This window comes from Microcoleus sp. AT9b-C3, assembly GCF_036705485.1.
Lineage (GTDB): Bacteria > Cyanobacteriota > Cyanobacteriia > Cyanobacteriales > Microcoleaceae > Microcoleus.
This window is the reverse complement of record NZ_JAUBUR010000026.1, coordinates 40,108-52,627: the sequence shown is the minus strand read 5'-3', so window position 1 is coordinate 52,627 and position 12,520 is coordinate 40,108. Positions and strand designations below refer to the sequence as shown.

Annotated in this window: 8 protein-coding genes; 6 read left to right on the top strand and 2 right to left on the bottom strand. The window is 44.5% G+C overall.

All coding sequences use genetic code 11. The features are described 5' to 3' along the window. Window positions 1-95: 95 nt before the first annotated feature. On the bottom strand, window positions 96-1,388 hold the full coding sequence (locus QUB77_RS21555) for a hypothetical protein (protein WP_333176916.1): 1,293 nt from the start codon (window positions 1,386-1,388) through the stop codon (window positions 96-98). A 192-nt stretch (window positions 1,389-1,580) separates the two neighbouring features. Between QUB77_RS21555 and QUB77_RS21550 the strand changes: the two genes are divergently transcribed. The 3 genes from QUB77_RS21550 to QUB77_RS21540 all read left to right on the top strand — a co-directional run bounded on the left by QUB77_RS21550 (window position 1,581) and on the right by QUB77_RS21540 (window position 3,251). Then, a complete protein-coding gene (locus tag QUB77_RS21550) occupies window positions 1,581-2,501 on the top strand; it encodes a hypothetical protein (protein ID WP_333176918.1) in 921 nt (306 codons plus the stop codon). Between the two features lie 79 nt (window positions 2,502-2,580). Further along, window positions 2,581-2,994, top strand: a complete 414-nt coding sequence (locus QUB77_RS21545) for a hypothetical protein (RefSeq protein ID WP_333176921.1) — start codon at window positions 2,581-2,583, stop codon at window positions 2,992-2,994. Further along, window positions 2,991-3,251: a ParE family toxin-like protein gene (locus QUB77_RS21540; RefSeq protein WP_333176924.1), complete on the top strand. Its 261-nt coding sequence runs from the start codon at window positions 2,991-2,993 to the stop codon at window positions 3,249-3,251. Before QUB77_RS21545 ends, QUB77_RS21540 begins: the two co-directional genes overlap by 4 nt. A 108-nt stretch (window positions 3,252-3,359) precedes the next feature. Here the strand turns inward: QUB77_RS21540 and argS are convergent, their stop codons facing one another. Continuing rightward, window positions 3,360-5,117, bottom strand: coding sequence for an arginine--tRNA ligase (gene argS, locus QUB77_RS21535; RefSeq protein WP_333176927.1), 1,758 nt, complete (start codon window positions 5,115-5,117; stop codon window positions 3,360-3,362). A gap of 621 nt (window positions 5,118-5,738) precedes the next feature. Between argS and QUB77_RS21530 the strand changes: the two genes are divergently transcribed. The 3 genes from QUB77_RS21530 to QUB77_RS21520 all read left to right on the top strand — a co-directional run bounded on the left by QUB77_RS21530 (window position 5,739) and on the right by QUB77_RS21520 (window position 12,516). Then, entirely contained in the window at window positions 5,739-6,134 is a 396-nt protein-coding gene (locus QUB77_RS21530; protein ID WP_333176930.1) for a hypothetical protein, read from the top strand. Window positions 6,135-6,846: 712 nt separating this feature from the next. Next, window positions 6,847-8,238 carry a malic enzyme-like NAD(P)-binding protein gene (locus QUB77_RS21525; protein ID WP_333176932.1) on the top strand — a complete coding sequence of 464 codons (1,392 nt, stop codon included), beginning with the start codon at window positions 6,847-6,849 and terminating at the stop codon, window positions 8,236-8,238. Window positions 8,239-8,673: 435 nt separating this feature from the next. Then, window positions 8,674-12,516, top strand: a complete 3,843-nt coding sequence (locus QUB77_RS21520) for a PAS domain S-box protein (RefSeq protein WP_333176935.1) — start codon at window positions 8,674-8,676, stop codon at window positions 12,514-12,516. Window positions 12,517-12,520 lie beyond the last annotated feature (4 nt).

Sequence of the window (12,520 nt, the reverse complement as noted above, 5' to 3'; positions counted from 1 at the left end):
CTATAATTTCGTCTGACGCACCCTAAAAGTTGATTTACCTTCAGCCACCGACCCAATTCCAGCCGCACGACTCGCGGATTAGTGACAAACTAGGGCTATGTTGTTGCGGTCTGCTTTGCTGATTCATCATTTCCTTGAAAATACCAGTAGAGGTTAGCAACAGTTAAATCATTGACTTCTTGCCAATTTGAGGGGGCTAAAGCTTTATAGCCAGAGGTAGTTGCTTTCTGACTGATATAAGATTCATGTTGTTGACGCAAGCTAGGTTTTATCAAAAATCGCAATTGATCGCGTAGTGATTTGAAGTGGGATTTTTGCTGCAAGTTTTCGTAGAGCGCAATTTCTTCTGGTTCTGCCACTATAGCAACTTCTTGATTAGTATTTGAAACTGGTGTCGTTTCTATATTTAAACTAGCCAATTGTTTACGCTCATCAGCCGATAAACTTAGCATCCAATCTACCTGATTTTGCCAAGAGTTTAAAACTGCTAGATCCTGATTGTAAATTCGTGTGATTTCTGGAAATATAAAATCAATTTCATCTTTGGTGCAGCGCTCAATAACGATGAAAATGTCTTGGCGTATTCTTTCTTGGAGGTGGGAAAGGGAATTACTTACAGATGCAGGCTCGTTCAGCAATTGATAAGTTAATGAAATTGTCTGCTCAATTGCCCAAGCACATTCAACTCTACGAAGATAGCCAACTGCACAAGTGCCATTGAATAAGTCAGGATTATTATAGTCAGCTAAAGCATTAGCTAAAATGTGTTGTGCGCTTGTCAAGGTAGAATTTCGGGTATGTTTATCTTCCATCAACAAAGCATTTTGAATTAGTTTCTGTGCTTGATCAAATTTCTGATAAGCTTGACTTAAGATTAAACGATGTTGCTGAAAATTAATGCTTTCAGCTAACAGTTTAATTTCCGCAATAACTTCTGCTTTCTGGTCTTTGAGCAGTGCCTCTATACTAATAAAGCCGTGTGTAACTGTTAGCTTCAATTCCTTAATATCTTCCCTCATTTTTAAGGTCTGATGAAGGTTAACGGCGGACAGTGCCCCTATCGCCACCACGCCGACACCAATGACGGCAGTAGATGCTGACAGAATGCCCACATTAGCCGAGAGAGAGTTTAAGCCATACTGAATCACATCTAGTCTTTTGTAAGTTTCTTTAAAACCCAGATCGGTTTGAACCATTTGCGCTACACCTAACACAAAGTCTGGGATAGCTAACAACGGCTCGGCAGCCATCCCAATTGCGGCACCTACAAAGTGACCTGTTGCCCTGTCTCTAGCTATTCCCAATAATACTCCTGCACTATTCTTCACCACTTCATAAGTGCCGGAGATGATACCAGCCTGTATGTGAGGAGGAAACACAAAAACCATATTTTTTACCTTAATAGCGATTATTTTTACATATTATAATATATTATATTATTATGGTTAACTTTGTCAGTCTACAGTGGAATTACTTAGATGAACGAATTCCTGAAAGCATTTCAGAACATCGCCCAATCAGCGGGAGTCGTCGCGGCGGATGATTATAAATCCTTAGAGATTAAGGAATCTGCCACAACCATGATTAAGTCAGTCCAGCCTGGCTTTGACGAATTGAGGGAATCAGCTACCAGACTTAAGAAAATTGTGCAAGGATGCCGGAACGATATAGATCACGCTGAACACGTTTGGACTTGCAAACTTGGGATTACCCTAGCTTCAAAACAGGAAATATGGCAACAGCTTGGGGAACTGAGTGGCTGCCATTTCAGAATTAATGAACTCGGTCAGCTATGTCAAAGTTCGGCGCTCACTGAATCTCAAGATTATTGGCATCAAATATTTGATGCCCGCGTGAGACAGAAGTGGTTTATTGATGCAGCAAAGAAACAAAAAAAAGGAATTGGCTGGAAAGAAAAGGATGATTTTATTAAAGATATTCCCCTCGTTGTTGATATTGTTTGTAGGGAAATAAATCAAATTATTACGAACAGCCTGGGTATGGTTTATCAAGACATTAGTAAGATTAACTTAAAAGTGATTACGAAGTGTGCCAAACTTTTAGATAACCAGACAAAAGCTGTGTGGAATCATCAGATGAATTTAACTTTTAGTCAGATAGCAAATAAGTTTGAGCAGCCGACATTTTACTTGCCTGAGAATACCGAATCACTGAGAGCTGCACTTAGTCCGGCTCTGGATAATTTAACCAAACAGCGTTTAGGTGATCTTTTTTGGGAACAGGCTGTAAATTTTGAAAAGCAGGTTTCAACCGCGATCAATAATTTCATCACTTCAATCTTTGATGACAGATTAAAACTAGGAAGTCAAGCTTTGGTTGAAGCCATGATGTTTTACAATAATTTTCTGGAAAAGCAAGAGCGATATCAGCAAGAGACACCCGCAGAACGTGAGAGTGAAAGAGCCTGGATTGATGCCCAAGGGGCAGAAATTAAGAAACTGGAAAAAGGTATTAAAGTAATTCTAAATCGTTGCCCATAATTCCTTAAGCTGCTGTTATTCTACTAGATCGTACTTCTTCACACGCTAAAATAAACTTAGTCACAATTCCATGAAAAAAATGACAACACAACTACTAGAACTAGAGGGAACGTGGGAAGAAATTCTAGCGCAATCAGCCAAATTTGCCGATCGCAGAGTTCGCGTTATTGTTCTTGCTGATGAGGAACCGCTGAAGTCAGCCGAAGACTGTTTTCGTCAAGGATGGCACGAAGCAATGACAGGAGAGACTGTACCGCTTTCTGAACTGTGGGAAGGCATTGATGCAGCGATCGAGATGATGCAGTCTCTGCCAGAAACTTTACAGCAACAAGTAGCAGAATACTTGAAAGAGTATATCGCAGACTTAAAAGATGAGCTTCAATGGGACGAATCTTTCCAAAAAACGCAACCGCAACTTGTGGCTGCTGCCCAACGCGCAAAACAAGAAATTGCTGAAGGAAAGGCAGAGGAAATGAGACTCAATGAGTTATGAAATCTGCCACCCTTCCTTCCTTTTGGGAAAAATACAGTTCTCTTGACAGTAGAGTAAAAGAGCAAGCTAGAAAAGCTTATCGTTTCTGGCTGGAAAATCCCTTTCATCGATCTTTGCACTTCAAGTGCATCAACCAGGAAGAAAATATTTGGTCTGCGAGAATCACGCGCGGCTATCGAGCAGTGGGGATTTTACAAGGAGATACCGTGACATGGTTTTGGATTGGAAACCACGATGATTATGAACATTTTTTCTAGTAATCAGGCCGGGGCGGGTTTTCTAGATGGTTGGTTTCAGGCAATTATTCTTAGCGAACCCGCCCCTACATCGCCTGGAATCTTGCCTGTTTCACAAGAGTTAAAAACTTACATTCTTTCCAATACCTTAATCCCCAACAACTCCAAACCCAACTTCAAAGTCCTTGCCGTCAAATCGCACAAAATCAACCGCGAAGTCCGCAACGGTTCCTCAGCTTTCAAAACCGGACATTGCTCAAAAAATTGATTGAACTTTTGACTCAATTCAAACAAATACTGACAAATTCGATTCGGCAACAAATCGCCGCCGACAGCATTCACAACTTCATTCAACTGCAATAAATGCTTTGCCAATACTAACTCGGCATCGGATTGCAAAATTACTTTCGCCCCAGCATCTAAGTTATCAAAATTAATTTCACCTTTGCGGCGAATTCCCTGCACGCGCACGTAAGCATACAGCATATATGGAGCGGTATTTCCTTGCAAAGCGAGCATTTTGTCGTAACTAAATACATAGTTGCTGGCGCGATTTTGACTTAAATCGGCATACTTAACCGCACTCAAACCAATTGTTCGAGATACGTTAGCAATGAATTCCTCAGTTTCCTGTCTTTCCTCGGCTTTTAATCTGTCTTCTAAATCTTGGCGCGTGCGGACGATCGCCTCATCTAACAAATCCTGCAACCGCACCGTTTCCCCAGAACGAGTTTTGAGTTTTTTGCCGTCTTCTCCCAATACCAAACCGAAGGGAATGTGGACAATTTCGACATCTTCAGGAATCCAACCGGCTTTTCTGGCTACTGCAAATACTTGGGCAAAATGGTTTGCTTGCCCCGAATCGGTGACGTAAATTATGCGCTTTGCATTGTCTTTGTGGATGCGGTAGCGCACTGCTGCTAAATCTGTTGTGGCGTAGTTGTAGCCGCCGTCGGTTTTCTGCACGATTAGCGGGAGTGGTTCGCCTTCTTTATTGGTGAAACCGTCTACAAAAACGCATTTCGCGCCGTCACTTTCTACTAGCAAACCTAGATCAGTTAAATCTTCGACTACTGCGGGCAATAATGGATTGTAAAACGATTCGCCGCGTTCGGTTAATTTGATATCGAGCAAGTCGTAGATTACTTGGAATTCGCGGCGGGATTGATCGCACAGCAATTTCCAAGCGCGGCGGGTGTCTTCGGCGCCTGCTTGCAGTTTTACTACTTCTTGGCGGGCGGTTTCTTTGAAGGTTTCGTCTGCGTCAAAGCGCTGTTTTGCTTGGCGGTAAAATGCCACTAAATCGCCTAAGTCTAGGGCGTCAGCGGTTGTGAGGGCTTCGGGGTGAACTTCGCGCAAGTATGCGATCAGCATTCCGAATTGGGTGCCCCAGTCGCCGATGTGGTTGATTCTGAGTACGTCGTGGCCTTGAAATTCGAGGATGCGGGCGATCGCATCTCCGATGATTGTCGATCGCAAATGCCCGACGTGCATTTCTTTGGCTATATTCGGACTCGAAAAGTCGATCGCAATTGTCTGAGGCGTTTTCGCGGGTTCAATCCCCAAACGCGAGTCGGCGGCGATCGCACTAATTTGCGCTTCCAAATAAGCGGGTTTCAGCTTTAAATTGATAAAACCGGGCCCGGCGATTTCTGGGGTTTCGCAGATGTCACTAATATCTAGGTTTTCGATAATTGTTGAGGCGATCGCCCGTGGGGGCTTTCCTAACTTTTTCCCCAAACTCATCGCCGCGTTGCACTGAAAGTCCCCAAAGTTGGGATTGCTGGCGGCGGCTAGCATCGGATCTGCACCTGCATAACTTTCGCCGAATGCAGCGGTGAATGCTTTTTCAAATTTTGCTTTTAACTGTTGGGCGATCGAGTTCATCTTTAATATTGTGATTTAATACTTAGTGTTTTTAACTTATGTATTTTTACTGAGCTTTTGCTACTGATGCGATTTTAATCACTGGCAGCGCTAACACCGAGTAAATTTTATCACAAAAAACACTCGGTAAGTGGGAATCGAGCGAGACTTTAGTCCTTCCTAGGAAAACGACTCGGCGGTTTCAACCGCCTTGAATCCCCTTTCGGGGTTAGAGGGGTATGGTTGCCCCTCTGTGGAGATATGGTTGTCTCCTTTCTCCCTTGCGGGGTAATGTTCGCCTCGACCTGGTTATAAAGGCTTGTTAGACCTGCAACACTGTTTCAGTGACTTTAAAACTGTTTAATTGCAGATGACAGAGCGGAAAACTGGCGTCGCATTCTCCGGTATCGTGACCTGAATAACGTCTCCTCAAAAGAGGGGTCTGGTCAGAACAACTTGTAATTTCTTACAAGCTCAGTGGCTTTAGCCCTGAGTTCCTGACAGTTGCGATCGCTACACAAATTAAAAATTATCACATCTAGTCACTGATCTCGATCGCTAAATAATTTTGTTAAATCGCTTACATTAAGGTATGTTAAAATTTTTTCAATGCTCCCACAAATCCTACGAAAGGAAGTAGTTATGTTACCTCAACCTATTTTTGGCGATCGCTCTCTGACAATCGCCTTTTATCAAGCAGTAATCGCTCGCTTCTACGACGGTTTCAGTCTCTCCACCCAAGCACTATTACGAGAGTGTAACCTCGGCTTTGCCCCCTGTCCCGATGGAGTCAAAACCTTTTTCATCATCGCGCCGAGTCTGGATGCAGCAGAGCAACTAATGGAAAAAATGGACAGCATTTTGGAGCGAGTTGCCGAACTCATGGCTGGAGTCGGACAAGTTGCTCTGTGCATAGTTCCCCCCGGCAGCGAAGCAGAGCAACCAGTAGATATGCAAGATTTAGAAAAAGTTCCCCCAGATTGTCTGGCTTGCAAATTCTTTACAATTATATGGGCCGATGCTGCGGCCGATCGGTAAAATTGACAGTTAGCAACCAGCAACTCAACAAGGTTCGGCCCAAGCTGTGCCCGTGGTGGCGCGGGGTAGATTGTCTGTTAGTTACAATCCCTGGAATTATCGGGCAAAGCGTGCAGGTAATTTAGAGCGTTTGCAAGGTTGCACTCGCAATCTTTGGCAAGTGTTAAACCAGACAAAATATATATCAAAGACCCGCTTGTCAGTCGCTCAGATTTTTACCTGCCGGCTCAAACAGCCGTGCATCTACTTTTTACATTCCCAATAAAGGCCACCAAAAAGCCGCATCAACTCTTCTGGGTGTCTCGCTTCAAAAGACAGCAGCAGGAATTAGGCGGTATCGCTAGAAAATAGATTTTTGCGAAATATCTGCTGATGTTCAGAATAAGCAGAAATATTCTCAAAAATAGATAAGAGTTCCGCAGGTTGACCTCAGAAACCCGGTTTCTACCCCCGCAGTTCATATTCGCGGTTCGCGGGGAAATTGACAGAAAATAGGCTGTTTGTGGGAGAGTCATTAGCTAGAAACAGAGCCAAGCTTTACTCAAAAAAATATCAGTTTTCCACCGAAACCCCTGGCAGTGCAGAGCGATCGTACCACAGACTCATAGAATTTGTTAAAAATTTCAGTGAAAAATTTGAATTATTAAATTTTATGCCTCACATTGGGGATAAAATCTAAGATTGAAATTCTTAAATCTGAAATCAAGGAATCATGGTAAAACTGACACCGAACCCCAGCTTTAGTTTAACAATTCGGGTTGCTCTGCCGAACCAGCCGGGAATGCTGGCAAGAGTCACCAGCGCGATCGCCTCTGTCGGCGGCAACTTCGGCCAAATCGACTTGATCGAGCAAACCCGCGCCACTACGGTTCGCGATATCACCGTCGATGCCTCCAGCCTCGAGCACAATGAAGAAATAGTGCAAGCAGTGAAAGGACTGCCAGATATCAGAGTGATCGACGTGTACGATCGCACTTTCAACTTGCACCGCGGCGGAAAAATCAGCGTAGTTAGCAAAATTTCCCTCAAACGCCAGTCAGATTTGGCAATGGCATACACCCCTGGAGTCGGCCGCATCTGCACGGCGATCGCCAATGACCCCCAACAAGTTTATAACCTCACAATCAAACAAAATACTGTTGCCATTGTTACCGACGGTAGCGCAGTTTTGGGACTGGGAAACCTCGGCGCTGCCGCCGCACTGCCAGTCATGGAAGGTAAAGCCATGCTATTTAAAGAATTTGCAGGTATTGACGCCTTTCCTATCTGTTTGAATACCCAAGATACCGACGAAATTATTCGCACAGTGCAGAATATCGCCCCGGTTTTTGGCGGCGTTAACCTGGAAGATATTTCTTCTCCCCGCTGCTTTGAAATCGAAGCAAGATTGCGGGAAACCTTAGATATTCCAATTTTTCACGACGACCAGCACGGCACTGCAATTGTTAGTTTGGCAGCATTAATTAATGCCTTGAAACTTGTCAAAAAAACCATCGCCGAAGTGTGTATCGTGATTAACGGCGCCGGTGCGGCCGGAGTCGCGATCGCCCGGTTGCTGCGTAAAGCAGGTGCACAAAACATCATCATGTGCGACTCCAAAGGCGTCCTCTCCGAAGACCGCACGGATATGAACCCAGAAAAACTAGAATTTGCCGTGGCTTCGAGCGGTACTTTGGAAGATGCGATCGCCGGTGCCGATGTATTTTTAGGAGTCAGCGCCCCCGGCGTAGTCACCCGTTCGATGGTGCGTTCGATGGCCGAAAATCCGATTGTTTTTGCAATGGCAAATCCCATTCCTGAAATTCAGCCAGAATTAATTATGGAAGATGCGGCGATCATAGCAACCGGACGCAGCGATTACCCAAATCAAATTAACAATGTTTTGGCATTTCCGGGAATATTTCGAGGTGCTTTGGACTGCAAAGCAACCACGATTACGCCCAGTATGTATTTGGAAGCAGCTTATGCGATCGCCTCTTTAGTCAGTCCTTCCCAGCTTGACAAAGAGCACATTATACCGTCGGTTTTTGACGAAAGAGTTGCCATTGCTGTCGCCGGTGCAGTGCAGTTGGCCGCCAGATCCGAAGGTATTGCCCGCGATTAATAGAAGGAAGAAGGAAGAAGGAAGAAGGAAGAAGGAAGAAGGTTGGAGGGAAGATACCATGTATAAATTAATGGTCTTTGTACCAGTTTTGTACTTCTTCTTTTGTGATTTTTCTGGTTTCTTCTCATTCCCTCTTTCCTCCTCCCCGTTGATTCTTACTCATTTTTGTTTCGCCATCCTGTCTTTTTCTTCAACATCCATCCGTTAAATCCAGTACAGGGATCGTTGCCGAACTTCCCTCGAACCTCCAGCCTCAACCTCTTCCTTTTTGCCTCTAACCTCAGCATCCATTCGTTACAGCCGTTAAATCCGTTATACAATCCGTTGCCGAACTTCCTTCTTCTCTCTTGCTTAATGAAGGATAAAAGTTACAGCAATAAACAACGTAAAAAGATATAATTAAATAAATAAATAAACCAAGTCCAGCTAGGTCAGATGCAAAGCCAGTTAGGAAAAGCCAAGCGCGATCGCTCCCACCGCAAATTGTTACAACTCAGCCCTATCGGGCTGGCCTTGTGCCGGACAGACGGGACTTTTCTCGACGTAAATCCTGCTTTTGCAAGTATTATCGGCCGCACCGTTGCAGAAACTCTCCACCTCAACTACTGGGAAATTCAGCAAACACAGTGCGCGCCCCCAGAAAAATATCTAGAATGTCAAGTAAAAAATAGCCCTACGCACCTGTGCGAAGCAGCATACAAACATAAAAATAACCATCTCGTACCCGTGCGAGTTTCCGAGCGGGCAATTGAAACAGGGGGAGAGTGCGCGATTTGGCTGAGCGCTGAAGAAATTTTTAATCCTGGGGCTGAAAATAGCGAGTCGCTAGGATTAGCGCCCCCGCACAGCAATTCACATCTAGAAAAATTGCTGACAAAGCAGACTGCCGAACTGGAAAAAACTCAGAAACTACTCGAAGAAAAAATCGCTGAACTGGAACAGACTCAAGAAAAATTGCGTCTCCAAAGTCAAATTATCGACCAAATTCACGAAGTGGTGATTTCTACAGATATGGACGGCTCGATCACCATTTGGAATCAAGCCTGCCAAAATTTATACGGCTATGAAAAAACTGAGGCTATCGGACAGCACATTTCTCTAATTTACCCGCCAGAACAGCACGAATTTTTATTAGATAAAGTCATCAAACCGCTACAAAAAAAAGGCGAGCATGAAATAGAAGTTATCACGCGCCGTAAATCAGGCGAAAAATTTTCCTCGCACCTGATGCTTTCGCTCTTGAAAGACAAAACGGGAGAAGTTGTTGGAATGATTGGCTCTTTAACAGATCTCAGTATTTGCAAAGCTTTAGAACAAGAATTAGCACAGAGACAAGCACTATTTGATGCCTTTTTGAAGGAGGCGTCGGCGGGACTTTGCATTTTGGACTCCCAACTGCGGTACGTGCAAATTAATCAATTCCTAGCAGAAATAAATTGCCTGAGTCCAGCCGATCACATCGGCAAGACTGTAGGCGAAATATTGCCGAATATTGCTCCCATAATAGAGCCTTTGTACGAACAAATTTTGAGGACGAAACAACCCTTAATTAATATCGAGATGAGTGGTGACAATCCCAGAAAGCCTGGGTTTGCCCGACACCTGACAGGCTCTTATTTTCCCTTGCTAGACAAAGATGGCGAGGCTCTCGGCATCGGTGCAGTCATAATTGACATTAGCGATCGCAAACAAGCAGAAGCTGCGCTACAAAAAAGCGAAGAGCTTTACCGCACTATGGCAAGCAACTTTCCTAACGGTGCGGTAATGTTGTTCGATCCAGAACTGCGCTTCACCCTGGTAGAAGGTACAGAATTAGCTGCCGTGGGGCTTTCCAAAGAATTGATGGAAGGCAAGACAATCTGGGAAGTATTCGAGCCAGATGTTTGCGCTAATCTCGAGCCAACTTATCGGGCGGCACTGGCAGGAGAAACAGTTGTTACAGAAATTATTTACAGCGATCGCGTTTACCTCGGTTATGCTTTGCCAGTCAGAAACGAACGGCAAGAAATCATCGGCGGATTGCTAATGACTCAAAACATTACGGCTCGCCAATTAGCCGAAGAAAAACTCAGGGAAAGCGAGGAAAAATATAGGTGCATTGTCGAGACAGCCGACGAAGGAATTTGGATGATAGATACGGAGGGTAAAACTACTTTTGTCAACCAAAAAATGGCCGATATGCTCGGCTGCACTCCCCAGGAAACGATCGGGAAGTCGCTATTTGCTTTCATGGATGCAGAAGGCATTGCGATCGCACAAGCCAATCTCAACCGCCGCAATCAAGGAATTCGCGAACAACACGATTTTAAGTTCCTTCGCCGAGACGGCAGCGACTTGTGGGTGATACTTTCTACTAATCCCTTGTCAGACAAAGAGGGACGCTATGTGGGCGCTTTGGCAATGGTTGCCGACATTACAAATCGCAAGCAAACAGAAGCCGCATTGCAGCAGTCGGAAGCCAAATTTCGATCGCTCTACGAATTAACCAGTTTGCCTGTTTTTATGTTATATGACAATGCCATCACCGATGCCAACACAGCTACCCTAAAACTATTCGGCTGTACTACCCCGCAACAGTTGTACGGCCAAAACCCCGGCAAACTCTCGCCTGTTTTCCAACCCAACGGCAGAGATTCTTTGAGCTTGGTTAACGAAATGATAGCGATCGCTTTTGAGCGGGGAAAGCACCGTTTTGATTGGGTTCATCAGCGCTTAGACGGTACTAATTTTCCCACAGAAGTCGTGCTGACAATCATCGAGGTTGGAAATGAAAAAATCATCCAAGCAGTTATCCAAGATTTAACGGATCGCAAACTTGCAGAAGAAACTCTAGTGCGATCGGAACAAGCGCTCAGACAGCAAGCTCAGCGAGAACTACTACTCAATCAAATTGCCAACCAAATCCGCACTTCTTTAGATTTAGACACAATTGTAGAAACCGCCGTTCAGGAAATTCGTAATCTGATGCACCTAGATTGGTGCATCTTCACTTGGTATCGCCCCAACAGCAATCCTCCAGTTTGGGACGTAACTTTTGAAGCCAAGAATGCAGATTTGCCGAGTATTCTCGGCACTTATCCTGTAGACGACAAATCTTGTTTTGCTGTGCGACAGATTTTGCGGCGAGAAATTCTGCGAATTGATGATGTCAGCACTTTTGAAGATGTAGAATTGCGCGAACTTTTCCAGGCTTCAAAATTTAAATCAGTGCTGTCGCTGCCAATTCATACTGCTGCCGGCGATATTGGGGTGATTACCTGCTATCAAACCCTGTCTATGCGACATTGGACAGACTCGGAAGTCGAACTAATGCAAGCGGTGGTGGCTCAACTGGCGATCGCGATCGACCACGCCGAACTCTACACCCAAACCCGCACAGCGGCCCGACTAGCTCAAGCTCAAACTCAACAGCTAGAAGAAACTTTGCGCGAACTCCAACGTACCCAAACTCAATTAATTCAAAGTGAAAAAATGTCGAGTTTGGGACAGTTAGTAGCAGGTGTCGCCCACGAAATTAACAACCCAGTTAATTTTATCTACGGTAATCTCAGCTACACCAGCGAATACACTCAAAACCTGCTAAAAATCCTGCGACTTTACCAGAAGGAATACCCGCAGCCTAGCGCAAGAATTGTAGATGCCAGGGATGACTTGGAAATTGATTATCTTATTGAAGATTTACCGAAAATTTTAGCATCTATGAAAGTCGGAGCCGATCGCATCCGCGACATAGTTTTGAGCCTGCGGACTTTCTCAAGACTTGACGAAGCAGAAAAGAAACAAGTTGACATTCACGAAGGCATCGAAAGCACGCTGCTGATTTTGCAAAACCGCCTGAAACATAAAACCGATCATCCGACCATTAATGTAATTAAAGAATACGGTAATGTGCCTTTAGTTGAATGTTATCCCGGTCAGTTAAATCAAGTATTTATGAATTTATTGAGCAATGCGCTAGACGCATTGGAAATGGAGATAAAGGAACCAAATCGCACCGCCAAAAATCTCGCAATTACGATTCGCACCCAAGTAACCGAAAATAACAGCGTTGCCATATGGATAGCTGACAGCGGCCCCGGCATGAGCGAAGATGTGCAAAAGCGCTTGTTTGATCCGTTTTTCACTACTAAACCTATTGGCAAAGGAACTGGCTTAGGATTGGCGATTTCGCACTCTATTATAGTAGAAAAACACGGCGGCAAACTTTCTTGCAATTCTGTATTGGGAGAAGGTTCCGAATTTGCGATCGAGATTCCTCTGCGACAAAAAATAAATTAAAACC